Origin of the sequence: uncultured Sphingomonas sp. (assembly GCF_937871615.1) — a bacterium.
In the GTDB taxonomy this organism is placed as follows: domain Bacteria; phylum Pseudomonadota; class Alphaproteobacteria; order Sphingomonadales; family Sphingomonadaceae; genus Sphingomonas.
Window position 1 is genome coordinate 13,546 of sequence record NZ_CALMPA010000066.1, and the last position, 24,758, is coordinate 38,303.

Here is a 24,758-nt window from a genome sequence, read left to right on the forward strand (position 1 = left end):
ATTGTGGCGTTATTTACACGGCTGTCAATGACCGGCCTTGGCGAGGGCATAGGCCTGAGTGCCGCGCGTCAACACCGCATCCTCCGGCAGCAGGGTAGCGACCGGAATGTCCGGCTGGTGCTTCAGCTTATCGTATAGCGGCGCGAAATCCGTCTCCGCGGTCACGCGCAGCAGATCGTCGAAGCTCGGGATGACGAAGTAATTCTGCTGGAAATCGTCGATGCGATATTCCGAACGCATCACCCGCGCGAGATCGAAGGCGATCCGGTTGGGCGAGGGGTCATCCAGCGCGAACCGGCTCTCCGAATAGCTGGAGACGATCCCCGCGCCATAGATGCGCAACCCTTCCGGCTCCGCGATCAGCCCGAACTCGACGGTGTACCAATAGAGCCGCGCGAGATATTGCAGCGAGTGCAGCCCAAGCGCGCGCTGCCCGCCCTTGCCGTAAGCGACGAGATAATCCGCGAACACCGGGTCCGCGAGCATCGGCACATGGCCGAACACGTCATGAAAAACATCCGGCTCCTGAAGGTAATCAAGCTGATCGGGGCGGCGGATGAAATTGCCCGCGACGAAGCGGCGGTTGGCCATGTGATCGAAGAACACATCGTCGGGCACCAGCCCCGGCACGGCGACGACCTGCCACCCGGTGAGCTTCATCAGCCGTTCGGATAATTCCTCGAAATCAGGGATGCCGGGGCGCGACAGCTTGAGCACGTCCAGCCCGCGCAGATAGGCATCGGATGCTCGACCGGGCAGGAGCTTCGCCTGGCGCGCGAACAATGTGTCCCATGTCGCGTGCTCCTCGGCGGTGTAATGCCCCCAGTTCTGCGGCACCGTCCAGTCGGCTGCGGCGCCCGGAGGCGGGGATTCAAGGTTTATGTCAGCCATCGTGATACCATAACGCGCCGCGCCGCGCTGCCAAGATGGTAACAGATGAAATCATCTCGGCGGCGGGCGATTGTCCGCGCGGGAGCCTATTCGGTGAGGCTGTGGCTGAGCGTGATCTCGGCCTTCATCAGCTTCGATACCGGGCAACCGGCCTTCGCCTCATTGGCGATCCGCGCGAAATCCTCGGATGAAATCCCCGGCACGAATGCGCGCAGTTCCAGTGCGGATCGGGTGATCGCGAAACCGTCGCCATCCTTGTCCAGCGTCACTTTCGCAACGGTATCCAGCGTGCCGCGATTATAGCCCGCGCGGGCGAGCGCGAAGCTCAGCGCCATGGTGAAGCAACTCGCATGGGCGGCGGCGATGAGTTCTTCCGGGTTGGTGCCGGGCTGATCCTCAAACCGGGTGGCGAAGCCATAGGGATTGTCGGCGAGCGCGCCGGACTGGCTGGAAACAAAGCCTTTGCCGTCTTTGCCGAAACCTTCGTACCGCGCGGATCCACTATGCGTAGGCATCCATTCCTCCTGTTGGGTGGGCGCGGTTATAACGGGCGCGACACAGGAATGTGCCGCGCCCGTCCCAAATAAATCAGCGGCAATGCCGGCTGGACGAGTTGCGTTCGATCGCGCGGCCCGCGAGCGCGCCCACCGCGGCGCCGCCGAGCGTGCCGAGCGCGCGATCGCCGCGATCGTCGATCGCGCGGCCGAGCAGCGCGCCCGCCGCGCCGCCGACGATCAGCCCGGTCGTCCCGTCTGAGCGGCGGCAGCGCATCCGGCCATCTTGCCCCCGCCATTCGCGATAGCTGTGGTGTCCGCGCGCTTCTGCTTCCTGCGTCGTGGCGATCAGCGTCGGCACGACCATCGCGGTGGCGCCCAGCGCCAGCATAATATTACGCATATCTCACTCCCGTATTCTGTCCCGTCCTTCGGATCGTCACGAAAGGACCACGCGGCGAGCCATGGCGCGGCGCGCCTGAACCTGCGGCAACGGCCCGTTCATCGGCACGCGATATCCACGATATCCACGTTATCCACAGCCGCCGACGCGCAATTCGCGCTTGGTGCGACTCGCGATTGATGACAGCATCCGTATTGCGGATTGATGAGGGGAATGGGGATAAAACTCCAGGAAATTCAGAAATTTGCTTCCGATGGATAGCCGGGCTGGTGGCGCGAGCAAACCGCCGGGCGATTGATCGGGAAGGGTGGCAGGCGATCCGGTTATCCACAGGTTCGAGGTGAAAGCTGACGAACCGGGAAGGCTGGCCACGCGACAGCCCGAAGGTATCCGGTGCGGCCCCTGACGGTCGCACCGGATACCGGCTGCTGATGAAGCGGCCAACGGCAGAGCGCGCGTTTCGGCGCGCGGGATAGCCGGGCGATTGCAACCGACCGGACCGCCTCTCGGGGTGAGCGGGTGGCACGCAATGGCCGGCGCTGCGCAGACCGGCACCGTTCGCGGTGTACAGGCGTGGCGCAGGTGGCGTGGCGAACGGAAAGGCACTGGCCTGCGGGCTCGCGGTCTCGTTCCCAACCACCACAAACGCGAAGCTCGCCGCGACGAGCGGCGAGTGGAGCAAGCCGTCGAAATCCGGCGCGGCGCCCCTTTCAGGGGAACAGTCGCGCAAGGTGCGGCGACAGGGGGATCGGCAGTAATGCCGGTCCCCCGAATGCGTTTTGGGGGGCGGGTGTGGTCGGGCGCACCACGGGGCGTCCGACGGCCTTATTGCGCGCCGGGATCGGGACGACGGGACGCCAAGTTCGTGGAAATTTCGGTTGGCCTTGCAAAGGGCCAACCTCGATCACGGCAGCGTCGCGGTCGCGCGGAGGAGCGGGCTTCTCCGCGCGATCGCTTGTGCGGCGGGCGGCTTGTGGCGCCATGCGGCGTCGCTGCGTCGATCAGGGTGATTGAGCGTCGCTCTCTCCTTGCTCCTTGCCTGACACCTCAATCCGCTCGGTCACGGCGTTGCCCTGAGCGAGTTTGAACCCTAGCCAGTCCGGATGCCGCCTGAATTTCTGCCCGCTTTCGCCCCCTGGTTCGATCTCGTCGGGATCGCGGTGTTCGCCGCGTCGGGCGCGCTGGCGGCGGCGCGGCGCGCGCAGACGATGGTTACGCTCGCCTTCTTCGCGCTGATAACCGGCGTGGGCGGCGGCACGGTGCGCGATCTGCTGATCGGGGCGCCGGTGTTCTGGGTGCATGACAGTCGCGCGGCGGCGGTGTGCCTGACGGTCGCGCTGGTGATCTGGTCGACGCCGGAGAAATGGTGGCGCGGCGCGGCGCTCGACTGGTTCGATGCGGTCGGGCTGGCGGCTTATGCGGTCTATGGCGCGGCGAAGGCGATCCGCTTCGGCGTGCCGCCGCTGCCGGCCGCGCTGATGGGGGTGATGACGGCGTGCGCCGGCGGCGTGATCCGCGACGTGGTGGCCGGGGTGCCCTCGATCATCATGCGCCCGGAGCTTTACGTCACCGCGGCTGCCCTGGCGGCGGCATCCTATGTCGTGCTCACGTTGCTCGGCCTGCCGCTCGTGCTCGCGGCGACGCTTTCCGCGCTCGCCGGATTCACCCTGCGCGCCGCCGCGATCCGTTTCCGTCTGGCGCTGCCCGCATATCGCGGGCGGCGCTGAGCGCGAGGGTCAGAGGCGGACCACGCCTGTTTCGGTGAACGGGCGCGGCTCGGTCGGCGGGGTCACGCTGTCGTTCAGCGAACATTGCCAGAAGCCGACATCGATCCAGCGCCCCTGCTTGTAACCAATCTCGCGGTAGACCCCGGCGCGGCGGAACCCCACCGCCTCATGGAGCGAGATCGACCCGTCATTGGGAAGCGACAGCACCCCGATCGCCTGGGTGAAGCCCTGCGCGCGCAGCGTGTCGATCAGCGCCTCGTACAGCAGCCGCCCGACGCCTTGCCCCTGCACCGAACCGGAAACGTAGATCGATGTTTCGACGACATAGCGATATGCTGGGCGATCGCGAAAGCGCGTGGCATAGGCATAGGCGACCACGCCGGAATCATCGCCCTCGCCGGAAGTGGCGACGAGCCATGGATAGAGGCCCTTCGATGCCGCGATCCGCGCGCGCATCGCCCGCGCATCCGGCGCGTCGTTTTCGAACGATACCGTGCCTGAGAGGACATAAGGGGCATAGATCGCGGCGATGGCGGCGGCGTCTTCGGGTTTGGCGGGCCGGATGACGATCAAAGCGGGGCTCCCTCGATATCTGCTGATGGCGCTATCGGGACATGGCGCGCGGGGCAACCGCGGAACAGGGCGTTCATACGCGCGCGATCACAACGCCGTGTCATAGGCTGACGGCGTAACTGTGCGCATCGAAGCTCTGCCCGGTGCGCCCGCGATAATAGTCGCGCCGTTCGCCCACCTTGGCGAAGCCATGCGCGGTATAGAGCGCGACCCCCTCGTTCCCGGCGCGGACTTCAAGATGAAGCTTCTTCACATTGCGCGCCCGTGCATCGGCGATCACCCCGCGCAACAGCGCCGCCCCGATCCCGCGCCGGCGAAATGCGGGGCGGACGGCGATCAGCAGCAATTCCGCTTCATCGAGGATCGCGCGGGACAATGCGAAGCCCGCGACCTCGCCCTCGACGCGCGCCAGCGTCAGCCATACACCGGGCATGGCTAGGATGCCGAGGCACTGGCCATGGGTCCACGCCTCGCCGAAACGCGGATCGAACGCTTCGGCCATGACGCTGTCGATCGCGGTGATATCCGTCGCGGCGCCCGAAACCAGCTCAACCATGCGCAGCGATGCGCTCATGCCGGGAGCTTGGCATCCGGCGCGCGACCATAGAGCGGGCGCGCCGGAAGGCTGGCAAGCTCGTCGGGCAGCAGCACCGCGCGCGCGGCCTGCGGCAAGGTGTCATGTAGCGTCAGGCCGGGATCGAGCGGGGCGAGCCAGCGTACACCGCTGCCGATCGCCGGACGACCGCCGAGCGCGGCCAGCGCCTCCGCCGGCGGGAGGGAGCGCAACGTGTCTTGCGCGACAAGGGGCGCGGCGAAGCTCTGCATGAACACCTCACCGTGCCCTCCTTCCAGCACGACCGCAAGCGGTGCGCGCACGCCATCCGCGATCGCCGCGGCGGCGATGAGCGCGGTTGAGCTATAGCCCGCGACCGATGCGCCCCAACCGAGCGCCAGCCCGCGCGCCGCGGCGATCCCGACGCGGATGCCCGTGAAGCTGCCCGGCCCGACATCGACCAGGATGCGCGGCGCGCGGCCACCATCGGCCAGTTCCGCGATCATCGTGACCAGCCGCTCGGCATGGCCGCGCCCGACAACCTCGTGACGCGAATCGATCGTGCGCCCATCCTCGATCAGCGCGACCGAACAGGCCGCGGTTGCCGTGTCGATTACCAGCGTGCGCATCTTAGCCTGCCCGTGCGTTCACGCGATCCGGTTGAACTTCTCGAACGACGGGCGCGGCGATCGCGCGAAGATCGTCGCCGGATCGCCGTGCCCGAGGGTCGAGATGAAATTGGCGCGCACCGAAGGTTGGTCGGCGAAGAAGGCCGCTTCCACCGCCGCCGCATCAAAGCCGGACATCGGCCCGGTATCGAGCCCGAGCGCGCGCGCGGCCATGATGAAATAGCCGCCCTGCAACGAGGAATTGCGGAAAGCGTGCGATTCGCGCAGCGGTTCGTTGCCGTCGAACCACGATTTCGCATCGGTGTGCGGGAACAGTTCGGGCAGATATTCGTGGAAATTGATGTCCATGCCGATCACGACGCTGACCGGCGCTTTCAGCACCTTGGCCCGGTTCCCTTCCGCGCAGGCGGCGGCGAGGTTCGCCTTGGCCTCGTCCGTCACGCACCACACGAGCCGCGCTGGAAGCTGGTTGGCCGAAGTCGGCCCCATCTTCATCAGATCCCAGATGGCGCGCAGTTCGGCCTCGGAGACGGGTTGATCGGTATAGCCGTTATAGGTGCGGGCGGTGCGGAAAAGCTGGTCGAGCGCAGCATCGTCGAGCGGTTTGGTCATCGCGAGCGGCTATAGCGTCGCTAGCACTTGCGCGTCGATAGCGCCGACGGGAGACGCAATGTTTCTGTTCGCGGCCTTGTGCGGATAAGGTGGTCGCATGGCCGAACGAACCCGCATCCTTGTCGATTTCGCGCATATTCCCGCGTCGGGCGCGCAATCCGGCGTGGCGCGCGCGGTGGCCGTGGAGCGGCCGATCGCGATCGAATTCAACGGCATCGGCTATGCGGTGATGATGGCGACGCCGGCGGACCTCGCGGATTTCGCGAGCGGCTTCGCCTTCACCGAACGGCTGATAACCAGCGCCGACCAGATCCGCGCCATCGACCATCTGGCGCGCGACGATGGCGAGTTGCTGCGCGTTACGCTGGCCGCGGAATGCGCCGAGGCGGTGGCGGCGCGCGCGCGCCATCGCATCGCCGAATCGTCGTGCGGGCTGTGCGGGATCGAAAATCTCGCGCAGGCGATCCGCCCGCTGCCGATGATTCAGGCCCAGCCCCACGCCGCCCCGGATGCGATATTCCGCGCGCTCGCCGCGCTTTCCGCGCATCAGCCGCTCAATCGGGAAACGGGCGCGGTCCATGCGGCGGCGCGATGCGCGGCGGACGGCACGGTGATCGCGGTGCGCGAGGATGTCGGGCGGCACAATGCGTTCGACAAGCTGATCGGCGCGATGCTGCGCGATGGGGCCGGGTGGGACGGGGGCTTCGCGCTGCTCAGTTCGCGCTGTTCCTATGAACTGGTCGAGAAAGCGGCGTTGGCTGGCTGCCCGCAACTAGTAACGATCTCCGCCCCCACCAGCCTGGCGATCGAACGCGCGCGCGCGTCCGGGCTGAAGCTCACCGTGCTCGCGCGGGCCGATGCGATGCTGGAACTGGAGGCGTGAAACTGCTCGGCGTGGTGTTGGCGGGTGGTGAATCGAGGCGCTTCGGCAGCGACAAGGCGCGGGCGCTGATCGATGGGATGGCGCTCGCGGAACATGCGCGCGCGGCGCTGGCGCCGTTCGTGGCCGAGGCGGAGGAAAGCGGGAGCGGGGGCATCGCCGATCGACCGGCGGCTGGGCTGGGGCCGCTGGGTGGCATCTGCGGCGCGCTGCATCACGCGCGCACGCGTGGCTATGACGCGATACTGACGATCGGGTGCGACACGCCGTTCGTACCGATCGAAACGCTGATGGCGCTGGCCGACGCGCGCGGTGCGGCCTTTGTCGCCGACACCCCGATCATCGGGCGCTGGCCGGTCGCGCTCGTCGAACCGCTTGAACGCCATCTCACGCATTGCGAGGATCGCTCGATGCGGTGCTGGTGCGCGCTGATCGGCGCGACGCCGCTCGATGCGCCGCCGATCGCCAATATCAACCGCCCGGCGGACCTCGCCGCGCTTAATCCGCTGGATAAGGCGAGGGGCCGCCTTCGGCAATAAAGCGATCGACCCGTGCGTCCAGCACCGGCAGCGGCACCGATCCGAGCGACAGCACCATGTCGTGGAAATTGCGGATATCGAATTTCGGCCCCAGTGCCTTTTCGGCCTTCGCGCGCGCCCTCAGGACCGTCAGTTCGCCGAGATAGTAAGACAGCGCCTGGCCCGGCCAGCCGATGTAGCGATCCACCTCGGTCATGATCTCGTGATCCGATAGCGCGGTATTGTCGTGGAGGAATTGCTGCGCCTGTTCGCGCGTCCAGCCTTTGGTGTGGATGCCGGTATCCACCACCAGCCGCGCCGCGCGCCACATCTGGTATGACAGCATCCCGAACCGCTCATAGGGCGTGCGATAGAAGCCCATTTCGTCGCCCAACCGCTCGGTATAAAGCGCCCAGCCTTCGCCATAGGCCGAGATATAACTGTTGCGGCGGAACGGCTTCAGTTCCTTGTTCTCGGCGGCGAGCGGCATCTGGAACGCGTGGCCCGGCGCGCTTTCGTGCAGCGTCAGCGCGGGCAACTGGATCAGCGAGCGCGACGGCAGATCATAAGTGTTGACCAGATACACGCCCGGTCCGCCGCGCCCGGCGGTGTAATAAGGCGCGATCGCGGGCGGCACCTCCCTGATCGCGAACCGCTGGCGCGGCAGCCGGCCGAACCATTTCGCAGCCATCCCGTCGAAGCGTTTGGCGTGCCACGCCGCCTCCTTCATCAACTGATCGGCGGTGCTCGGATGGAATTGCGGGTCGGTCCGCAGGAATTTCAGGAACTGGGGCAGATCGCCGCTGAACCCGGCATCGGCCTTCACCTGCTCCATCTCGGCGCGGATCTTGGCGACTTCGGACAGGCCGAGCCGATGAATCTCGTCCGGCGTCATGTTCGTCGTGGTGTAAACCCGGATGCGGCTTTGGTAATAAGCCGCGCCGCCCGGATATTTATCCGCGCCCAACTGCTTCGTCAGGCCGGGGAAATAGCTGTCACGCAGGAAGGCAAGCAGCGCGCGGTGCGCGGGGATCACCTGTTCCGCGATCACCTTGCGGGCGGCGGCGCGCAATTCGTCCTGCGTGGCCTGCGGCATGGTTGCGGGCAATCTGGTGAAGGGCCGGTAATAAGGAACCTTGGTGATATCGGATGCCGTGGCGATATCGGCGACGCCTTTCTCCCGGCCCTGCATCACGATCGCGGGCGGGGTGAAGCCGCGCGCGAGGCCGGCTTTCATATTGTCGGTTTCCTGCGCGAAGAAGCGCGGGATATCGCCGAGCCAAGACAGATAGGCGCGATAATCCCGCTCGCCGTTCGCAAAATCGCCTTGCGCGGCGGAGGTGAGATCGGACCAGAAGGCGCTGTCGCCGTTCACCGGCTTTTCCCATTCGCGGAACGTCTCGTCGTCGATCTGGCTGGCGATCTGCTGGCGATAGACCTGCCAGTCGGTCAGCGTGTCGGGCGAAAGCCGTGCAGTGTCGATCGCATCGAGCTTCGCCAGCACGCCCTGCCAATAGGCGAGGCGGCGGGCGTGGGTGGCCGCCGAATCGTTGGCGATATGCGCCTGCACCGTGCCGGGCGCGCGCTCGGCGATCCCCTCATGCTGGCGCCACGCCCATTCGTCCTGCCAGATGCGGTCGAACTGACGGTCGGTCGCGGTGGGAACCGGGGCGGGAGCGGCGGCGATCAGCAGCAGGGCCGCCGGAATGAGCGAATGGCGCATATGCGGCATCGTGGCGGAACCGCGCGCGCGCATCAAGCCGTCAGCCAGGTATCATGGCGACGCGCGTTTCCTCGATATGCCGGCGATGTTCGCGCCAGACGATATAAAGCCCCGATGCGATGATGATCGGCGCGCCGATCCAGGTCGCCGGGGTCGGCAGGCTGCCGAACAGCAGGAAGCCGAGCAATGTCGCCCACAGGAGAGCGGTATAATCCATCGGCACCACCACGCTGACCGCGCCGAGATGCAGCGAACGCGTCATCGCGATCTGCGCCAGCCCGCCGATCAGCCCGATCGCGAGCAACGCCGCCCAGACATGCGGCGCATGGCCCTGCGCGACGAACGCATAGACGATGGCGAGCGGCGGCAGCGACAGGAAGGAAAACCAGAACACGGTGGTCAGCCCCGTTTCCGTCTTGCCGATCGTGCGCAACAGGATCGAGACGCCCGCGCTGAGCGATGCAGCGCCCAGCCCGGTCATCACGCCCAGCGCCGGGATATGGCCGCTGCCTGGCTGGGTGACGATCAGCACGCCGGCGAATCCGGCGAGCACCGCCAGCCAGCGCCGCCAGCCGGTCGGCTCATAGAGAACCAGCGCGCCGAGAATCGTCGCGAAGATCGGCATCGAGAAACCGATCGTCGTCGATTCGGCGAGCGGCAGCAGCATGACGGTGGCGAAGTTGAGGGTCATTGACGAAAGGCCCATGGCGCAACGCAGGCCATGCGCGCCGATCCGCCGCGTGCGGAGCGAGGCGAGGCCGGGGCCGCGCGCGACGATCGCGCCGACGAGCAAGGTGGCCCCGAATTGCCGCCAGAACATGATTTCGCCAAGCGTCGCGCCCCCGGCTTCGGCCAGCTTGATCGCGGCGTTCATCGCCCCGAACAGCGCGACAGAGGCGAGCCGCAACATGATGGCCGTCAGCACCGGGGAGCGGGCCTCCTTCGTGCCCGGCGCGCCGCGATCGCTGATTGTCTGCCCCCCGGTTTCCATTGCCCAGCCAATGCGGCAGGCCGGGCGCGGCGGCAAGTCCGCAGGTGACGAACCGCCCATCGCGCGGTAAGCGCGCGCGATATGATAAAGCACGCTCTTTCCGTCACCCGCGACGCCGATTTCGCGCAATGGTATCAAACCGTCATCACCGAGGCCGACATGGCCGAGGAATCGGGCGTGCGCGGCTGCATGGTGATCCGCCCATGGGGCTATGGCATCTGGGAGCGTATCCAGCGCCTGCTCGATGACCGGATCAAGGCGACCGGCCACGAGAATTGTTATTTCCCGCTGTTCATCCCGCTGTCCTATTTCGAAAAGGAAGCCGAGCATGTCGACGGCTTCGCGAAGGAGATGGCGGTGGTCACCCACCACCGGCTCGTCGCGGACGGCAAGGGCGGGCTGATCCCCGATCCCGAAGCGAAGCTGGAGGAGCCGCTGGTCGTGCGCCCGACATCGGAAACGGTGATCGGCACAGCCTTTGCCCGCTGGGTGCAGTCATGGCGCGATCTGCCGGTGCTCATCAACCAATGGGCGAATGTGGTGCGCTGGGAAATGCGCACGCGCATGTTCCTGCGCACGACCGAGTTCTTATGGCAGGAGGGGCATACCGCCCATGCGACAGCCGGGGAAGCACGCGAGGAAACGCAGCGGATGCTGGAGGTGTATCGCAGCTTCGCCGAGGATGATCTCGCGTTGCCGGTGATCGCGGGCGAAAAGCCCGAGAATGAGCGTTTCCCCGGCGCGGTCGCGACCTATTCGATCGAGGCGATGATGCAGGATGGCAAGGCGCTCCAGGCGGGCACCAGCCACTTCCTCGGCACCAATTTCGCGCATGCCCAGAACATCCGCTTCCAGAATGCAGAAGGGCATCTGGAACATGCCAACACCACGAGCTGGGGCGTCTCCACCCGCATGATCGGTGGCGTCATCATGGTGCATGGCGATGACGACGGGCTGCGCGTGCCGCCGAAAATCGCGCCTTGGCAGATCGTGATCGTGCCGATGCTGCGCGACAGCGAGGAGGATGCCGCGATCGTCGATTATTGCCGCGATCTGCAAGGCGCGCTGGCCGGGCTTTCCGCGCTGGGCGAGCCGGTGCGCGCGCTGCTCGATCTCAAATCCGCCAAGGCTGCCACCAAGCGCTGGGGCTGGGTGAAGAAGGGGGCGCCGATCGTGATCGAGGTCGGCGGGCGCGATGTGGCGGGGGGCAATGTCTCCGTCCTGCGTCGCGACCGGCTGTATCGCGAGGACGGCAAGCTAGACAGCCGCGTTACCCCGCGAGACGGCTTCATCGGCGAGGCGGCGGCGATGCTGGCCGATATCCAGTCGTCGCTCCACGCCGAGGCGAAAGCGCGGCTGCGCGGCAACATCACCCGCGTCGATGACTGGGCCGGGGTGGAGGCGATGTTCGCCGAATCCGCCGTCAAGCCCGGCTGGGCCGATGTCGCCTGGTCGCGCCCGACCGGCGCGGCACTGGACAAGGTGGTCGAACGTCTGAAGGCATTGAAGCTCACGATCCGCAATGCGCCGATGGGTCAGGATGCGCCCGACGGTGTGTGCATCTTCAACGGCGCGCCGGCGGTGGAGCGGGTGCTGATCGGAAGGTCTTACTGATGGCCGCGATCTGGACCGTGCCGATTGATCTCGCTCAACTCACCGCGATCGGCGCGCACGCGCTTCCCGGCCATGTCGGGATCGAGTTCACCGATTACGGCGATGATTGGATGCGCGCGCGGATGCCGGTGGATAGCCGCACCCACCAGCCGTTCGGACGGCTCCACGGCGGCGCATCGGTGGTGCTGGCGGAAACGGTCGCCTCGATGGCCGGCTCGATGGCGGTGCCGCCGGGCAAGGTGACGGTCGGGCTGGAGATCAACGCCAATCATATGCGCCCGGCGATGTCCGGCCATGTCCACGCCACCGCGAAAGCCGAGATGCTGGGCCGCTTCACCCAGGTGTGGACGATCCGCATCGAGGATGACGCCGGCAAGCTCATCTGCCTTTCCCGCATGACCGCCGCGGTGATCGACCGCCAGTAATTACAGGATATCAGCCAATGACCACGACGATCCGTTCCGCCGATCTGATCGAAAGCGTCGCCGACGCGCTGCAGTTCATCAGTTACTATCACCCGATGGATTACATCCGCGCGCTTGGTGACGCGTATCGCGCCGAGCAATCCCCGGCGGCGAAGGACGCGATCGCGCAGATCCTGACCAACAGCCGGATGTGCGCGGAGGGGCATCGCCCGATCTGTCAGGATACCGGCATCGTCAACGTCTTCGTGAAATGGGGCATGGACTGCCGCCTCGACGACACGTCGCGCAGCTTGCAGGAGGTGGTGGATGAGGGCGTGCGCCGCGCTTATCTGCACCCGGAGAACAAGCTGCGCGCCTCCGTGCTCGCCGACCCCGCCTTCACCCGCCGCAATACCAGGGACAACACCCCCTGCGTCCTCCATGTCGAGATGGTCGCTGGCGATCACGTGCATGTCGATGTCGCGGCCAAGGGCGGTGGCAGCGAGAACAAATCCAAGTTCAAGATGATGAACCCCAGCGACTCGATCGTGGACTGGGTGCTGGAGATGCTGCCGCAGATGGGCGCTGGCTGGTGCCCGCCGGGGATGCTGGGCATCGGCATCGGCGGCACGGCGGAACATTGCGTGCTGCTCGCCAAGAAGTCGCTGATGGAACAGATCGACATGGCGACGCTGAAACAGCGCGGGCCGAAGAACGATATCGAGGCGCTGCGCATCGAGATTTTCGACAAGGTCAACGCGCTGGGCATCGGCGCGCAGGGGCTGGGCGGGCTTTCCACCATCCTCGACGTGAAGATCATGGATGCGCCGTGCCATGCGGCGGGCAAGCCCGTGGCGATGATCCCGAACTGCGCCGCGACGCGCCACGCGCATTTCACGCTCGACGGCTCAGGACCGGCCTATCTGGAGGCGCCGAAGCTCGATGAGTGGCCCGATGTGAACTGGGCGCCGGACAAGGCCGCGATCCGCGTCGATCTCGATGCGCTGACGCCGGAAGTGGTGCAGAGCTGGAAGCAGGGCGATCGCCTGTTGCTCAATGGCAAGATGCTCACCGGGCGCGATGCGGCGCACAAGCGGATCAAGGACATGCTGGCCAGGGGCGAGCAGCTCCCGGTCGAGTTCAAGGGCCGCGTGATCTATTATGTCGGGCCGGTCGATCCGGTCGGCGAGGAAGTGGTCGGCCCCGCCGGCCCGACCACCGCGACGCGGATGGACCAGTTCACCCGCATGATGCTGGAGCAGGGCCTGCTCGCGATGGTCGGCAAGGCCGAGCGCGGCCCGGCGGCGACCGAGGCGATCAGGGACCACCAGAGCGCCTATCTGATGGCGGTGGGTGGTGCCGCCTATCTCGTCGCGCGCGCGATCAAGGGCAGCAAGGTCGTCGGCTTCGCGGATCTCGGCATGGAGGCGATCTACGAATTCGAGGTGCAGGATTTCCCCGTCACCGTCGCGGTCGATGCGGAAGGGAAAAACGTCCACCAGCTCGCGCCGCTGGTGTGGCGCGAGAAGATCGCGAAGGAGCATCTGCTCGTCGGCGCGTGAGCCGCGAGCGCGTTCTTTCCCCCGGCATGAGGCCGGGGGGAAGAATGTTTAATGGACCCGGCGTGGCCGGCCACTCGTTTCCCCTGCCTCAAATGGAGGCAAGGCATATGCTAAGGCCAGGTTTGTTCGCCGCGCTGGCGCTGATTGCGTCAGCGCCCGCCTTCGCGGCGCAACCGAAGGACGCGAAGGAGGCCAGCGTCCCGTTCGTCAATCATGGCACCATTGATGATTTCCGCGCCGATGGCGATCAGGGGGTCTATCTGCGGGCGAACGGCTTCAACTGGTATTACGCGCGCCTGATGGGTCCGTGCACGCAATTGCCGTTTGTGGAGCATATCGGCGTGGAAACGCGTGGCATCGACACGCTCGATCGCTTCTCCACGTTGATCGTCGGCCACCAGCGGTGCCAGCTCACCTCGCTCGTCAAAAGCGCGCCGCCGCCATCGAAGAAGAAGCACCACAAGGGCTGAGCCGCGCTTGCCTCCGCTGCCATAAATAATGTTATGGTGCCTTCGATACGAAATCGAGGGAGAGGCGGCTTGGACTACGAACAGATCCGATATGCGGTGAGCGACGGGATCGCGACGATCACGCTGAACCGACCGGACAAGCTCAACGCCTTCACCGCGCGCATGATGCACGAGATGATCGACGCGTTCGATCGGATCGACGCGGATGATGATGTGCGCGCGGTGATCGTGACGGGTGAGGGGCGCGCTTTTTGCGCCGGGGCCGATCTGTCGGGTGGTGCCAAGACGTTCGATTATGAGGGGCGTGGTGCGGAATCGCCGGTCGGCCCGAACGGCGAGTTGCGCTATTCTAGCGAAAGCGCGCGCGACGGCGGCGGGCGGCTGACCCTGCGGATATTCGAATGCCTGAAGCCGGTGATCGGCGCGATCAACGGCCCGGCGGTGGGTGTCGGCTCCACGATGACGCTGCCGATGGATATCCGCCTCGCCAGCGAAAGCGCGCGGATGGGCTTCGTATTCGCGCGGCGCGGGATCGTGCCGGAGGCGGCGTCGAGCTATTTCCTGCCGCGCGTCGTGGGCATCAGCCAGGCGCTCGAATGGTGCTATTCGGGCCGGGTGTTCGACGCGGCGGAGGCGCTGCGCGGGCGGCTGGTTTCCGAGGTGCTGCCCGGCGACAGGCTGCTCGCGCGCGCGACCGAGCTGGCGCGCGAAATCGCTGACAATACCGCCCCTGTCTCGATCTCGCTGACCCGGCAGATGCTGTGGCGCGGGCTTGGCTATTCGCACCCGATGGACGCGCACAAGGTGGACAGCCGCGCGATCCTGTCACGCGGGCGCTCGGGCGATGCGAAGGAGGGCGTGTCCTCGTTCCTCGAAAAGCGCGCGCCGACCTATCCCGATCGCGTATCGGCGGACATGCCCGATTTCGTCCCCTGGTGGGAGGAGCAGAAATATAGCTGATCCGTTATCCTCGTCGTGATGAGCGCGGATGACGACAAGCGGCTGGCGGCGGAGGCCGCGGTGGCCGAGGTGATGGACGATATGCTCGTCGGCCTCGGCACGGGCTCCACCACCGCGCACGCGATCGCGGCGCTCGCCCGGCGTGTCCGCGCCGGGCTTCGCGTGCAGACGGTGGCGACCAGCGACGCGACCGCCGCCGCCGCGCGCGCCGCGGGCATCGTCGTGCGGGATTTCAGCGAGATCGCCATGCTCGATCTGACGATCGACGGCGCGGACGAGATCGACGCCCGGCTGTTCGCGATCAAGGGCGCGGGCGGGGCGATGCTGCGTGAGAAGACGGTTGCCGCCGCTTCCCGCCGGATGGTGGTGATCGCCGATGGATCGAAGCGCGTCGCCGCGATCGGCGCGGCGAAGCTGCCGGTGGAGGTGCTGCCCTTCGCCCGCGCCTTTGTGGTGGCGGCGCTGGAGCGGCTCGCCGCGATGGTGACGGTGCGTGCGGACTACCGGACCGACAATGGCAATATCATCGCCGATTGCCGCTTTCCCGCAATGTCCGATCCACGCGCGCTGGCGGCGCGGATCGCCGCGATTCCGGGCGCTTTGGGGCACGGGTTGTTCCTCGATGAGGTCGACGCGGCCTATATTGCCGCCGATGGCGTGGTGACGCGGCTGGAACGCGGCGGATCGACGGAATAGGGGCGCACGCAAACGGGCCGACGCCCCTGTGCTTCCTGCCAGCCGGCTTTGCGCGGGCGATCGCGGCGTTGTTCTAATCGCGTTTGGACCCTAAGGGGGCGGGGAATCGGCAACCACGCGCCCGCGCGGCGCGTTCGCCATCATAATTCCCGAGCGAGGCCCTTTTGATGACCGATACCGCAACCGCCCCCACCGCCTTCCACGAGGATGGCAGCCCGGAACGGCTGGCGATCGACACGATCCGCACGCTCTCGATGGATGCGGTGCAGAAGGCCAATTCCGGCCATCCCGGCACGCCGATGGCGCTGGCGCCGGTCGGCTGGGCGCTGTGGGCGAAGTTTCTGCGCTACGATCCCGGCACGCCGGATTGGCCGAACCGCGATCGTTTCGTGCTGTCGGTCGGCCATGCCTCGATGCTGCTTTATTCGCTGCTCCACCTAGCGGGCGTGAAGGAGCTGGATCGGAGCGGCAAGCCGACCGGCCAGCCCGCGGTGAGCCTCGCCGATATCGAGGCGTTCCGCCAGCTCGGCTCGAAGACGCCGGGTCACCCCGAATTCCGCCACACCACCGGCGTCGAGACGACCACGGGGCCGCTCGGGCAGGGTTGCGGCAATTCGGTGGGCATGGCGATCGCGGAGCGCTGGCTCGCGGCGCGCTACAACAAGCCGGGCTTCACATTGTTCGATCATGACGTTTACACGTTGTGCGGCGACGGCGATCTGATGGAGGGCGTATCCGCCGAGGCTGCGAGCCTTGCCGGGCACCTCAAGCTGTCGAACCTGTGCTGGATTTACGATTCGAACCATATCTCGATCGAGGGCAGCACCGAGCTGGCGTTCGACGAGGATGTGGGCAAGCGTTTCGAGGCTTATGGCTGGCACGTCATCCATGTCGCCGATGCCAACGACATCGCCGCGCTGACCGCTGCCTTCACCTCGTTCCGCGCGACCAGCGACCGTCCGACGATGATTATCGTCCGCTCGGTGATCGGCTGGGGCTCCCCGCGCGCAGGCAGCGAGAAGGCACACGGCGAGCCGCTGGGCGCTGAGAATATCGCGCTGACCAAGCAGGTCTATGGCTGGCCGGCGAAGGATTTCTACGTTCCCGAAGGCGTGCAGCCCGCGTTCGAGCAGGCAATCACCGAGCGCGGTCGTCCGCTGCGCGAGGAATGGCAGGCGACCTTCGCCAAATATGCCGAGGTGGAGCCGGAACTCGCGGCGGAGCTTGCGCTGGTGTTCGCCGGCAAGCTGCCCGATGGCTGGGACGCGGATATTCCGACGTTTGCCGCCGATGAGAAGGGCATGGCCAGCCGCGATGCGGGGGGCAAGGTGCTCAATGCGATCGCGAAGCGCGTGCCGTGGCTGATCGGCGGCTCGGCCGATCTCGCGCCATCGACCAAGACCGACATCAAGGGGGCGCCCTCGTTCGAGCCGGGCAATTACGGCGGTGCGAACTTCCATTTCGGCGTGCGCGAACATGCGATGGGCGCGGTGGTCAACGGGATGACGCTGTCCGGCCTGCGCGCTTATGGCAGCACCTTCTTCGTGTTTCTCGATTACATGCGCCCGCCGGTGCGCCTGTCGGCGCTGATGGAGCTGGGCAGCACGTGGATCTACACGCACGATTCGATCGGCGTGGGTGAGGACGGGCCGACCCACCAGCCGATCGAGCATCTCGCGATGATGCGCGCGACGCCGGGGATCGACACGATCCGCCCCGCCGATGCGAACGAGGTGGCCGAGGCATGGCGCCTGATCGTCCGCGATGGCGCGCACCCGACCGCGCTGATCCTGTCGCGCCAGGCGCTGCCGACGCTGGATCGCGGCAAGTACGAAAGCGCATCGGGCGTCGAGCAGGGCGCGTACATCCTCGCCGACAGCCCCGATCCGCAGGTGATCCTGATCGCCACCGGCTCTGAAGTGTCGCTCGCCGTCGGCGCTTATGAGCAACTGAAGGCCGAAGGGATCGCCGCGCGCGTCGTGTCGATGCCGTCGTGGTTCCGCTTCGAGCGGCAGGACACGGCGTATAAGGAAAAGGTGCTGCCCGCGAAGGTCACCGCGCGCGTCGCGGTCGAGATGGGCGGCGAGATGGGCTGGGATCGCTATGTCGGCGCGCGGGGTCGCACGGTGACGATGCACGGCTTCGGTGCATCCGCGCCCGCGGGCAAGCTCGCGGAAAAGTTCGGCTTCACCGTGGCGAATGTGGTGAAGGTGGCGAAGGAAACGCTGCGCGGCTGAGTTCTCCCGCGTCGGGGCGAGGCCTGGCCTTGTTCCGGCGCGGGTGCGATCAGATATTGTTGGTCATTCGGTTCGAAAATGGAGTTGAAAGCTATGGGACGCATCAATGACCTTGAAAGCCACGGTCAGGCGGTGTGGCTTGACTTCATCGACCGCAAATTGCTGAACGACGGCGGGCTGAAGAAGCTCGTCGAGGAAGACGGCGTCAGCGGCGTCACCTCCAACCCGTCGATCTTCGAGAAAGCGATGGGCCAGGGCACCGCTTATGACGAAAGCCTCGCGGCGTTCGACAAGGCGAACCCGGATGCCACCGCGATGGCGCGCTACGAGCATCTCGCGGTGCAGGATATCCAGGCGGCGGCGGACACGCTGCGCCCGGTGTACGATCGCCTGAACGCGAAGGACGGCTATGTCAGCCTCGAAGTCTCGCCCAAGCTGGCGGAAGATACCGACGGCACGATCGCGGAAGCGGCGCGGCTGTGGAAGGCGGTCGATCGCCCCAATCTGATGATTAAGATTCCGGGGACGGCGGAAGGCGTGCCCGCGATCGGCGCGTCGATCGCCGCCGGGATCAACATCAACGTCACTTTGCTGTTCTCGATCGAGGCATACAAGGCAGTCGCGCTCGCCTTCGTCGAGGGGCTGGAACAGCGCGTCGCAAAGGGCCAGCCGATCGACCGGCTGGCGAGCGTGGCGAGTTTCTTCGTCAGCCGTATCGACAGCAAGATCGACGCGAAGATCGACGCCGGCGTCGGTGGCGATGCGGCGAAGGCGTTGAAGGGCAAGGTGGCGATCGCCAACGCCAAGCTCGCTTATGCCTGGTATCAGGAGTTCATCGCATCGGATCGCTGGCAGAAGCTCGCCGCGAAGGGCGCAATGCCGCAGCGCCTCTTGTGGGCATCGACCGGCACCAAGAACGCCGCTTATCCCGATACGCTCTATATCGACACGCTGATCGGGCCGGATACGGTGAACACCGTGCCGCCCAAGACGCTCGACGCCTTCCGCGATCACGGCACGGTCGCCGAAACGCTGACGCAGGACGTGGCTGGCGCGCGCCGGGAAATGGCCGATGCCGAGCGGCTGGGGCTGGACCTTGATGGCGTAACGGCGCTGCTGGTGGAGGAGGGCGTTCACGCCTTCATCCATTCATTCGATGATCTGCTGGGCGCGATCGCGGCGAAGCATCCCGCCGCCGCCTGAGCCCTTCCTTCGGAACGATATCCGCGCCCGGCGATTGAGCCGGGGCGGGACTGGGAAGAAGGATAGCGCATGAAAATCGGCATCGTCGGCCTTGGCCGAATGGGGGGCAATATCGCGCGGCGCCTGATGCGCGGCGGCCATGAATGCGTCGTATGGGATCGCAACGCCGATGCCGTGGCGGAACTGGCGGGTGAGGGCGCGATCGCGGCTGAATCGCTGGACGATATGCGCGGGCGGCTCGCCGATCCCGCGATCTGGTGGGTGATGCTGCCGGCTGGCGATCCGACAGAACAGACCGTGATGGCGATCGCCGCACAGGCCGCGCCCGGCACGATCGTGATTGATGGCGGCAACACCTTCTGGAAGGACGATATCCGCCGCGGCAAGGCGCTGGCGGAAAAGGGCGTGCATTATGTCGATGTCGGCACGTCCGGCGGGGTATGGGGGCTGGAACGCGGCTTCTGCATGATGATCGGCGGTGCGCAGGAGGCGGTCGATCTGCTCGATCCGGTCTTCGACACGCTCGCGCCGGGATCGGGCAGCGTGCCGCGCACCCCCGGCCGGGAGGTCGCGGACAATGAGGATCCGCGCGCGGAGAAGGGCTATATCCACGCCGGGCGCGTCGGCGCGGGGCATTTCGTCAAGATGGTCCATAACGGCATCGAATATGGCTTGATGCAGGCCTATGCCGAGGGCTTCGACGTGCTGTTCGGCCGCAACGCGCCGCATCTGCCCGAGGACGAGAAGTTCGATTTCAACATGGCAGACATTGCCGAGGTGTGGCGGCGCGGCTCGGTGATTTCGTCCTGGCTGCTCGATCTAAGCGCGGCGGCGCTGGCGAAGGATCATGATCTGTCGAACTTCTCCGGCAATGTCGCGGATTCGGGCGAGGGCCGCTGGACGATCGACGCGGCGATGGAGCAATCCACGCCGGTAGCGGTGCTGACCACGGCGCTGTTCGCGCGCTATCGCAGCCGCATCGAGCATATGTTCGGAGACAAGCTCCTTTCCGCGATGCGCTACGGCTTTGGCGGTCATGTAGAGATTCCGCAGTGATGCTGGTGGTCTGCGATGTCGACGGCACGTTGGTCGACGGGCAGAAGCGACTGACCGGGGCGACGATCGCCGCGGTCGCGCGGCTGCGCGCGGCGGGCATCCGCTTCACCATCATCAGCGCGCGCCCGATGTCCGGCATGATGCCGCTTGCCGAGCAACTGGCGCTGGACCTGCCGATGGGGGCGTTCAACGGCGGGCTCATCTTTCGTCGCGACGCCGGCGTTGCCGAGCATCACACCATCGCGCCCGAGGTGGCGCGCGGCGTGTTCGATCTGATCGGCGACGCGGCGGTCGATCGCTGGGTGTTCGCTGACGATCGCTGGTATGGCTCGACCGATCGGGGCGTGCATGTCGCGCATGAGCGGCTGGCTTCGGCGCAGAATATGATCGTGCGCGACACGTTCGACGATCTTCTCGATCATGCCGACAAGATCACCTTCGTGAGCGACGATGCCGTGCTGCTGGCAACGCTGGCGGAGAAAGTGAAGCCGTTCGCGATGCGCGCCACGATCGTGCAGTCGCAGACCTATTATCTGGACATCACCGCGCTCCCCGCGAACAAGGGCGCTGGCATCGCGGCGCTGGCGCAGGCGATCGGCGTGCCGCTGAAGCACACGGTTGCGATCGGCGATCAGGCCAACGATCTCGCGATGTTCGAGCGCGCGGGGCGTTCGATTGCCATGGGCAATGCGACCGGCGTGGTGAAGGGCAGGGCGAACGACGTTACCACTGGTAACGACGCGGATGGGGTGGCCCATGCCATTGATAATCTGATTCTCGGGAGAATGATGTGAAGCAGCTGGTGGCGTTCGATCTCGACGGCACGCTCGCCGAGAGCAAGCAGGCGATAAAGCAGGATATGGCAGACGCGCTGGCCGATCTGCTTGGCGTGGCGGATGTCGCGGTGATCTCGGGCGGTGATTGGCCGCAGTTCGACAAGCAGGTCGCCTCGCGCCTGCCCGCGCGCGCCGATCGCGCCAGGCTGTGGCTGATGCCGACCACCGGCACCAAGCTCTATACCTTCCGCGACGGGCAATGGTCCCCGGTCTATGCCGAGCTGTTTTCGGATGCGGAGAAGAAACGGATCATCGACGCGTTCAACGCCAGCCTCGCCGCGACCGGCTTCGTGCCCGAACAGACATGGGGGGAGCGGATCGAGGATCGCGGCAGCCAGATCACCTTCTCCGCGCTCGGCCAGCAGGCGCCGCTCGAAGCCAAGGAGAAATGGGATCCGGATTTCGCCAAGCGCCGCGTGATCCAGGCCGATCTGCGCCAGCGTCTGCCGGGCCTTGCCATCAATATGGGCGGCGCCACCTCGATCGACATCACGCGCGAGGGCGTGGACAAGGCTTATGGTCTCAAGAAGCTGCGCGACGAGAGCGGCATCGCGCTGGAGGCGATGATGTTCGTCGGCGATGCGATCTTCCCCGGCGGCAACGATTATCCGGCGAAGGAACTTGGGCTGGATACGGTGCGGGTGCGCGATCCGCAGGATACGCTGGGCGTGATCGCAACGGTGGTCGCCTGCCAGAAATAGCGGACGAGGTTATCGCCCCTCGGCGATGATCGCCGTCGCGCGATCGTGCAGCCGCTCCACCGCCGCCGCGTGGATGCCGGGGGTGGAGACGATCACGCCGAAGGCACGCGGATCGGGCTTGTTGAAGGTGAGCGGCGCGCCGAACGCATCGCTGATCGCGGCGCCCGCTTCGGCGGCGATCAGCGCGGCGGCGGCGATGTCCCATTCATTGCCCCAGCGCAAGGTGGCGACCAGATCGGCGCGATCGTCCGCCACCATCGCCATGCGCAGCGCGATCGAATTGGGCTTTTCCACCGCCACCAGATCGCGATCGGCCTTGGGGAGCGCCTCGGTCGGCACGCGCGCGCCGGGGAAGATCGCGCGATCGCCGGCGTGGATCGCGATGCCGTTGAGCGTCGCGCCGCCGCCCGCGCTCGCGCGCCAGGCTTCGTTCCGCGCGGGCGCGTCGAGCGCGGCGAACAGGACGCGGCCATGTTCGATCAGCGCCACCGACACCGCCCAGCCGGGGCGCCCGCGGATATAGTCGCGCGTGCCGTCGATCGGATCGACCACCCACACCCGATCGCACGCCAGCCGATCGGGATTGTCGGCGGTTTCCTCGGAAAGCCAGCCGGCATCGGGCAGCAGCGCCATCAGTCGCGCGCGCAGCATCGCATCCAGATCGAGATCGACCTCGCACACCGGGCTGCCGGGCGTCTTTTCCCAGCGCGCGAAATCACTGCCCCACCGTGCGAGGGCAAGTGCGCCTGCTTCGCGGGTGATGTCCGCCACCGCGTCGGCGAGGCGGGGGTCAGCCACCGGCGACGGTCATCCCGTCGATGCGCAGCGTGGGCACGTTGGTGCCGTAACGGAACTCAAGGTCGTTGGCCGGCGTAAGCTCCCGGAACATGTCCTTCAAATTCCCCGCGATGGTGAATTCGGCCACCGGCCCGGCGATCTCGCCATTTTCGATCAGGAAGCCCGCCGCGCCCCGGCTGTAATCGCCGGTGACGCCATTCACGCCCTGGCCGATCAATTCGGTGACATAAACGCCGCGCGCGATATCCGCGATCAGCGTTTCCACCGGCACATGCCCTGCTTCCATATAGAGGTTGCTGGTCGATACGCCCGGCGCGCCGCCGATGCCGCGCGCGGCATGGCCGGTCGGCTCCATCCCCAATTGCCGCGCGGACGCGGTGTCGAGCAGCCAGGTTTCCAGCATCCCGTCCTCGATCAGCGCGAGCGGGGAAACCGGCAGCCCCTCGCCGTCGAATGGGCGCGAACGCAGCCCGTGCGGGCGATGCGGATCGTCGCGGATGTGGATGCCTTGCGCGAACACCCGCGTGCCCAGCGCGTCGAGCAGGAAGCTCGTCTTGCGCGCGATCGACTGGCCGGAGACCGCGCCGGTCAGATGGCCCAGCAGGCTCATGCCGACGCGCGGATCGAGCACCACCGGCATCGCGCCGCTTTCGACGCGACCGGGATTGAGCCGCGCGACGGCGCGCTCGCCCGCCTCGCGCCCGATCGCGTCGGCTGGCTCCAGCCGGTGGCGATGCCGGGCAGAGTGGAACGCATAGTCGCGCTGCATCGCGCTGCCTTCGCCCGCGATCACACTCGCTGATGCGCCGAAGCCGGTGGTGGCATAGCCGCCCGCGAACCCATGGCTGGTGGCGAGCGCGATGACGCTGCGCGACGCGCTCGCGCCGCCGCCTTCGCTGTTGGTCACGCCGGGCACGGCGCGCGCCGCATCCTCCGCCGCAGCGGCGATCTCGCGCAATTCGGCGGGAGAGATTTCGCCGCGATCCTCAAGATCGAGCGCAGGCGGCGTGCCCCGCAGCAGCCGCGCCTCGGGCGCAAGCCCGGCCCAGCGATCCTCCGGGGCCTCCCGTGCCATCGCGACCGCGCGCTCGACGAGCACGTCCATCGCGTCGGAGGAAAGGTCGGACGTGGATACGCTGGCCGAGCGCTGCCCGACGAACACGCGCAAGCCCAGATCCTCGCTTTCGGACCGGCCGACATCCTCCAGCTTGCCGAGGCGAACGGAGACTTCGCTTGAGGCGTCGGCGGCGAAAACCGAATCCGCCGCGTCGGCGCCGGCGCGGATCGCGCGCGCCACAATGTCCTGCGCGCGATCCCGCGCCTGATCGGAAGTAAGCATCGCGGAGGACTTAGGGGCAGGTGCCGCCGCGCGCTAGGCCCTGATCCGATGGCGGGCCGGATCGCGTGCAAAAACGCTCACGCGCGGGCGCGTTCTTCGAGCTTGGCGAGCACCGCGCGTTTTTCTGTGTCGCTCATCGCTGACCAGCGCGCGATTTCGTCGAGCGTGCGGTGGCAGCCCAGGCAAAGTCCGCTCGCCTTGTCCATCACGCACACCAATATGCAGGGCGATTCGGGCACATCGCTTACCATGCGCCATGCCCCTGCCGGCCCGCGAGATGCTCCGCGATGCGGCGTCGGGTCGCGGGGGAGGTGTCGTCGGGCAGCGCATCGGCCGCGAACCAGCCGGCCTCGGCGATCTCGCGGCGGTCGGCGGCGACGGGGATTGCCCCGGCGGGTACAGTGGCGATGAACACCACGACATGATCGTCCTTCGCCTCGGCACGATTGTGATAGATGCCGAGCACGCCCGCGATCTCGACGTGCGCCAGCCCGATTTCCTCACGCAGTTCGCGCCGGATCGCGGCTGTCGCGCTTTCGCCCTTGTTCACGCCGCCGCCGGGCAGATACCAGCCCGCGATATAATGATGCCGCACCAGCGCGATGCGCCCGCCGGGATCGAGCAGCAGCGCGCGCACCCCGAACGTGCGCGGGCGCACCGCCCACGCATAAAGCCGCATTGCGCGCCCGGCGATCCGGTAGCGCAGCGCGATCATCGTCAGAGGTCGATCGAGACGCTCAGGAAGCTGGGCACCGGGCCGTTCCAGCCGTCATCGGGCGTATCGTCCCGCGTTTCGTGGCGGCGGCTCGGCTGCGGCGCTTCGGCGCGCGGCTCCTTGCGGCGGCGCTGGTCGGCGGCCTGCTCGCGCGGTTCGTGCTTGCGGCGCGG

27 protein-coding genes are annotated in these 24,758 nt (G+C 66.7%); 14 read left to right on the plus strand and 13 right to left on the minus strand.

The features are described from left to right. Window positions 1-24 precede the first annotated feature (24 nt). From phhA to Q0316_RS17830, 3 genes are all read right to left on the minus strand, one after another. Window positions 25-891 (minus strand): phenylalanine 4-monooxygenase, encoded by an 867-nt coding sequence (gene phhA / locus Q0316_RS17820; RefSeq protein ID WP_298674802.1) that lies wholly within the window; start codon window positions 889-891, stop codon window positions 25-27. Window positions 892-977: 86 nt separating this feature from the next. Beyond that, window positions 978-1,406, minus strand: a complete 429-nt coding sequence (locus tag Q0316_RS17825) for an OsmC family protein (protein WP_298674805.1) — start codon at window positions 1,404-1,406, stop codon at window positions 978-980. 73 nt (window positions 1,407-1,479) lie between these two features. Next, entirely contained in the window at window positions 1,480-1,788 is a 309-nt protein-coding gene (locus tag Q0316_RS17830) for a glycine zipper 2TM domain-containing protein (protein ID WP_298674808.1), read from the minus strand. A gap of 1,103 nt (window positions 1,789-2,891) precedes the next feature. Between Q0316_RS17830 and Q0316_RS17835 the strand changes: the two genes are divergently transcribed. After that, window positions 2,892-3,515: a TRIC cation channel family protein gene (locus tag Q0316_RS17835; protein ID WP_298674811.1), complete on the plus strand. Its 624-nt coding sequence runs from the start codon at window positions 2,892-2,894 to the stop codon at window positions 3,513-3,515. Between the two features lie 9 nt (window positions 3,516-3,524). On the opposite strand, the gene Q0316_RS17840 is transcribed toward Q0316_RS17835, so the two are convergent. From Q0316_RS17840 to Q0316_RS17855, 4 genes are all read right to left on the minus strand, one after another. Next, window positions 3,525-4,088: a GNAT family N-acetyltransferase gene (locus Q0316_RS17840; protein ID WP_298674814.1), complete on the minus strand. Its 564-nt coding sequence runs from the start codon at window positions 4,086-4,088 to the stop codon at window positions 3,525-3,527. Window positions 4,089-4,188: 100 nt separating this feature from the next. After that, a complete protein-coding gene (gene rimI, locus Q0316_RS17845) occupies window positions 4,189-4,662 on the minus strand; it encodes a ribosomal protein S18-alanine N-acetyltransferase (protein ID WP_298674817.1) in 474 nt (157 codons plus the stop codon). Beyond that, complete coding sequence (gene tsaB, locus Q0316_RS17850) at window positions 4,659-5,270, minus strand: tRNA (adenosine(37)-N6)-threonylcarbamoyltransferase complex dimerization subunit type 1 TsaB (RefSeq protein WP_298674820.1); 612 nt, start codon at window positions 5,268-5,270, stop codon at window positions 4,659-4,661. Before tsaB ends, rimI begins: the two co-directional genes overlap by 4 nt. A gap of 18 nt (window positions 5,271-5,288) precedes the next feature. Continuing rightward, window positions 5,289-5,882 carry a malonic semialdehyde reductase gene (locus tag Q0316_RS17855; RefSeq protein ID WP_298674823.1) on the minus strand — a complete coding sequence of 198 codons (594 nt, stop codon included), beginning with the start codon at window positions 5,880-5,882 and terminating at the stop codon, window positions 5,289-5,291. A gap of 97 nt (window positions 5,883-5,979) precedes the next feature. On the opposite strand from Q0316_RS17855, the gene fdhD reads away from it, so the two are divergent. After that, window positions 5,980-6,765, plus strand: coding sequence for a formate dehydrogenase accessory sulfurtransferase FdhD (gene fdhD, locus Q0316_RS17860; RefSeq protein ID WP_298674826.1), 786 nt, complete (start codon window positions 5,980-5,982; stop codon window positions 6,763-6,765). Next, window positions 6,762-7,301, plus strand: a complete 540-nt coding sequence (locus Q0316_RS17865; protein WP_298674829.1) for a molybdenum cofactor guanylyltransferase — start codon at window positions 6,762-6,764, stop codon at window positions 7,299-7,301. The genes fdhD and Q0316_RS17865 overlap by 4 nt, the downstream gene beginning before the upstream one ends. Here Q0316_RS17865 and Q0316_RS17870 read toward each other — a convergent pair. Together Q0316_RS17870 and Q0316_RS17875 are read right to left on the minus strand one after the other, a co-directional pair. After that, the gene (locus Q0316_RS17870; RefSeq protein WP_298674832.1) at window positions 7,261-9,003 is read right to left on the minus strand and encodes a DUF885 family protein; all 1,743 of its coding nucleotides are present in this window, start codon (window positions 9,001-9,003) and stop codon (window positions 7,261-7,263) included. The two genes, Q0316_RS17865 and Q0316_RS17870, sit on opposite strands and share 41 nt — an antisense overlap. A 40-nt stretch (window positions 9,004-9,043) precedes the next feature. After that, complete coding sequence (locus Q0316_RS17875) at window positions 9,044-10,087, minus strand: DMT family transporter (protein ID WP_367179705.1); 1,044 nt, start codon at window positions 10,085-10,087, stop codon at window positions 9,044-9,046. Here Q0316_RS17875 and proS point away from each other — a divergent pair. The 11 genes from proS (at window position 10,076) to Q0316_RS17930 (ending at window position 21,733) form a co-directional block, all read left to right on the plus strand. Further along, window positions 10,076-11,608 (plus strand): proline--tRNA ligase, encoded by a 1,533-nt coding sequence (gene proS / locus Q0316_RS17880; protein WP_298674835.1) that lies wholly within the window; start codon window positions 10,076-10,078, stop codon window positions 11,606-11,608. The two genes, Q0316_RS17875 and proS, sit on opposite strands and share 12 nt — an antisense overlap. After that, a complete protein-coding gene (locus Q0316_RS17885; RefSeq protein WP_298674837.1) occupies window positions 11,608-12,033 on the plus strand; it encodes a hotdog fold thioesterase in 426 nt (141 codons plus the stop codon). Before proS ends, Q0316_RS17885 begins: the two co-directional genes overlap by 1 nt. A gap of 17 nt (window positions 12,034-12,050) precedes the next feature. After that, window positions 12,051-13,574 (plus strand): fumarate hydratase, encoded by a 1,524-nt coding sequence (locus tag Q0316_RS17890; protein WP_298674839.1) that lies wholly within the window; start codon window positions 12,051-12,053, stop codon window positions 13,572-13,574. 107 nt (window positions 13,575-13,681) lie between these two features. Beyond that, complete coding sequence (locus tag Q0316_RS17895; RefSeq protein ID WP_298674842.1) at window positions 13,682-14,044, plus strand: DUF6491 family protein; 363 nt, start codon at window positions 13,682-13,684, stop codon at window positions 14,042-14,044. A 69-nt stretch (window positions 14,045-14,113) separates the two neighbouring features. Further along, on the plus strand, window positions 14,114-15,004 hold the full coding sequence (locus Q0316_RS17900; RefSeq protein ID WP_298674845.1) for a crotonase/enoyl-CoA hydratase family protein: 891 nt from the start codon (window positions 14,114-14,116) through the stop codon (window positions 15,002-15,004). An 18-nt stretch (window positions 15,005-15,022) separates the two neighbouring features. Further along, window positions 15,023-15,700 (plus strand): ribose-5-phosphate isomerase RpiA, encoded by a 678-nt coding sequence (gene rpiA, locus Q0316_RS17905; protein ID WP_298674848.1) that lies wholly within the window; start codon window positions 15,023-15,025, stop codon window positions 15,698-15,700. Between the two features lie 167 nt (window positions 15,701-15,867). Continuing rightward, window positions 15,868-17,937 carry a transketolase gene (tkt, locus tag Q0316_RS17910; protein WP_298674851.1) on the plus strand — a complete coding sequence of 690 codons (2,070 nt, stop codon included), beginning with the start codon at window positions 15,868-15,870 and terminating at the stop codon, window positions 17,935-17,937. Window positions 17,938-18,030: 93 nt separating this feature from the next. Next, window positions 18,031-19,140 carry a transaldolase gene (gene tal / locus Q0316_RS17915; protein WP_298674854.1) on the plus strand — a complete coding sequence of 370 codons (1,110 nt, stop codon included), beginning with the start codon at window positions 18,031-18,033 and terminating at the stop codon, window positions 19,138-19,140. 69 nt (window positions 19,141-19,209) lie between these two features. After that, the gene (gene gnd / locus Q0316_RS17920) at window positions 19,210-20,196 is read left to right on the plus strand and encodes a phosphogluconate dehydrogenase (NAD(+)-dependent, decarboxylating) (RefSeq protein ID WP_298674858.1); all 987 of its coding nucleotides are present in this window, start codon (window positions 19,210-19,212) and stop codon (window positions 20,194-20,196) included. Continuing rightward, entirely contained in the window at window positions 20,196-20,990 is a 795-nt protein-coding gene (locus Q0316_RS17925; protein WP_298674887.1) for a Cof-type HAD-IIB family hydrolase, read from the plus strand. Before gnd ends, Q0316_RS17925 begins: the two co-directional genes overlap by 1 nt. Beyond that, window positions 20,987-21,733, plus strand: coding sequence for an HAD-IIB family hydrolase (locus Q0316_RS17930; RefSeq protein ID WP_298674860.1), 747 nt, complete (start codon window positions 20,987-20,989; stop codon window positions 21,731-21,733). The genes Q0316_RS17925 and Q0316_RS17930 overlap by 4 nt, the downstream gene beginning before the upstream one ends. 9 nt (window positions 21,734-21,742) lie before the next feature. Here Q0316_RS17930 and Q0316_RS17935 read toward each other — a convergent pair whose 3' ends face one another. The 4 genes from Q0316_RS17935 to Q0316_RS17950 form a co-directional block, all read right to left on the minus strand. Beyond that, a complete protein-coding gene (locus Q0316_RS17935) occupies window positions 21,743-22,531 on the minus strand; it encodes a 3'(2'),5'-bisphosphate nucleotidase CysQ (protein WP_298674863.1) in 789 nt (262 codons plus the stop codon). Next, window positions 22,524-23,870 carry a TldD/PmbA family protein gene (locus tag Q0316_RS17940; protein WP_298674866.1) on the minus strand — a complete coding sequence of 449 codons (1,347 nt, stop codon included), beginning with the start codon at window positions 23,868-23,870 and terminating at the stop codon, window positions 22,524-22,526. Before Q0316_RS17940 ends, Q0316_RS17935 begins: the two co-directional genes overlap by 8 nt. A gap of 77 nt (window positions 23,871-23,947) precedes the next feature. Then, window positions 23,948-24,121, minus strand: a complete 174-nt coding sequence (locus Q0316_RS17945; protein WP_298674870.1) for a DUF1289 domain-containing protein — start codon at window positions 24,119-24,121, stop codon at window positions 23,948-23,950. Then, on the minus strand, window positions 24,115-24,585 hold the full coding sequence (locus tag Q0316_RS17950) for an NUDIX domain-containing protein (protein ID WP_298674873.1): 471 nt from the start codon (window positions 24,583-24,585) through the stop codon (window positions 24,115-24,117). The genes Q0316_RS17945 and Q0316_RS17950 overlap by 7 nt, the downstream gene beginning before the upstream one ends. Window positions 24,586-24,758: the final 173 nt, after the last annotated feature.

Excerpts from the sequence above, each read along its gene's own strand:
- phhA (WP_298674802.1), bottom strand. The coding sequence starts at position 891 with ATGGCTGACATAAACCTTGAATCCCCGCCTCCGGGCGCCGCAGCCGAC.
- Q0316_RS17825 (WP_298674805.1), bottom strand. The coding sequence starts at position 1,406 with ATGCCTACGCATAGTGGATCCGCGCGGTACGAAGGTTTCGGCAAAGAC.
- Q0316_RS17830 (WP_298674808.1), bottom strand. The coding sequence starts at position 1,788 with ATGCGTAATATTATGCTGGCGCTGGGCGCCACCGCGATGGTCGTGCCG.
- Q0316_RS17835 (WP_298674811.1), top strand. The coding sequence starts at position 2,892 with ATGCCGCCTGAATTTCTGCCCGCTTTCGCCCCCTGGTTCGATCTCGTC.
- rimI (WP_298674817.1), bottom strand. The coding sequence starts at position 4,662 with ATGAGCGCATCGCTGCGCATGGTTGAGCTGGTTTCGGGCGCCGCGACG.
- tsaB (WP_298674820.1), bottom strand. The coding sequence starts at position 5,270 with ATGCGCACGCTGGTAATCGACACGGCAACCGCGGCCTGTTCGGTCGCG.
- Q0316_RS17855 (WP_298674823.1), bottom strand. The coding sequence starts at position 5,882 with ATGACCAAACCGCTCGACGATGCTGCGCTCGACCAGCTTTTCCGCACC.
- fdhD (WP_298674826.1), top strand. The coding sequence starts at position 5,980 with ATGGCCGAACGAACCCGCATCCTTGTCGATTTCGCGCATATTCCCGCG.
- Q0316_RS17870 (WP_298674832.1), bottom strand. The coding sequence starts at position 9,003 with ATGCGCCATTCGCTCATTCCGGCGGCCCTGCTGCTGATCGCCGCCGCT.
- proS (WP_298674835.1), top strand. The coding sequence starts at position 10,076 with ATGATAAAGCACGCTCTTTCCGTCACCCGCGACGCCGATTTCGCGCAA.
- Q0316_RS17885 (WP_298674837.1), top strand. The coding sequence starts at position 11,608 with ATGGCCGCGATCTGGACCGTGCCGATTGATCTCGCTCAACTCACCGCG.
- Q0316_RS17890 (WP_298674839.1), top strand. The coding sequence starts at position 12,051 with ATGACCACGACGATCCGTTCCGCCGATCTGATCGAAAGCGTCGCCGAC.
- Q0316_RS17895 (WP_298674842.1), top strand. The coding sequence starts at position 13,682 with ATGCTAAGGCCAGGTTTGTTCGCCGCGCTGGCGCTGATTGCGTCAGCG.
- rpiA (WP_298674848.1), top strand. The coding sequence starts at position 15,023 with ATGAGCGCGGATGACGACAAGCGGCTGGCGGCGGAGGCCGCGGTGGCC.
- tkt (WP_298674851.1), top strand. The coding sequence starts at position 15,868 with ATGACCGATACCGCAACCGCCCCCACCGCCTTCCACGAGGATGGCAGC.
- tal (WP_298674854.1), top strand. The coding sequence starts at position 18,031 with ATGGGACGCATCAATGACCTTGAAAGCCACGGTCAGGCGGTGTGGCTT.
- gnd (WP_298674858.1), top strand. The coding sequence starts at position 19,210 with ATGAAAATCGGCATCGTCGGCCTTGGCCGAATGGGGGGCAATATCGCG.
- Q0316_RS17925 (WP_298674887.1), top strand. The coding sequence starts at position 20,196 with ATGCTGGTGGTCTGCGATGTCGACGGCACGTTGGTCGACGGGCAGAAG.
- Q0316_RS17940 (WP_298674866.1), bottom strand. The coding sequence starts at position 23,870 with ATGCTTACTTCCGATCAGGCGCGGGATCGCGCGCAGGACATTGTGGCG.
- Q0316_RS17945 (WP_298674870.1), bottom strand. The coding sequence starts at position 24,121 with ATGGTAAGCGATGTGCCCGAATCGCCCTGCATATTGGTGTGCGTGATG.
- Q0316_RS17950 (WP_298674873.1), bottom strand. The coding sequence starts at position 24,585 with ATGATCGCGCTGCGCTACCGGATCGCCGGGCGCGCAATGCGGCTTTAT.